Annotated in this window: 1 protein-coding gene; it reads left to right on the plus strand. The window is 69.9% G+C overall.

The window, feature by feature from the left end:
* A partial coding sequence (locus HUK82_RS17045; RefSeq protein WP_256127073.1) for a penicillin-binding transpeptidase domain-containing protein occupies nt 1-652 on the plus strand: 652 nt, incomplete at both ends.

A 652-nucleotide genomic window follows, 5' to 3' on the forward strand; every position in this document is an offset into this window, starting at 1 on the left:
GGCCCCTGCGGACGACGGGCAGCCCGCGAGTGCGCAGACGCCTCCGGCGCCGGCACCGCTTGCGGTCGAGGCCGATGCGACGGACGTGCCGCTGCTGGCCGATAACCGCCCCCAGATCGCATCCCCCGAGAGCGCGTTCCAGATCACGGCGATGCTGCAGGACGTCATCAAGCGCGGAACGGGCACGCTCGCCGGCGCCGGTATCGACCGGCCGATCGCGGGCAAGACGGGGACGAGCCAGAACTTCAACGATGCGTGGTTTGCCGGGTATACGCCTGACACGGTCACCGTCGTCTGGGTAGGCTTCGATGCGCCGCAGTCGCTGGGCAAGAAGGAGACGGGCGGCGTGATCGCCGGTCCGATCTGGAATCGCGTGATGAAGGCGGTGATCGCCGACACGCCACGCACCGATTTCCGTGTCCCCGAGGGTGTGACGCTGGCGCAGTATGACACCGGCATGGGCTTGGCCATCGACGCGTTCAAACCGGGGCAGCTGCCGGGCCTGAGCGTCGACTTGCGTGGCAACGGCGCCGGGACCGAAGCCCTGACGGCGGCGGATACCGGGGCTGAAAACATGGGTGACTCCGAAAGCGACATGGCCGCGGCCCCGGGTCAGGCGGCTGGCGGGGGCACCAGCGTTCCGGCCGCGGCG

Origin of the sequence: Ameyamaea chiangmaiensis, from assembly GCF_013376175.1 — a bacterium.
Taxonomy (GTDB): Bacteria; Pseudomonadota; Alphaproteobacteria; order Acetobacterales; family Acetobacteraceae; genus Ameyamaea; species Ameyamaea chiangmaiensis.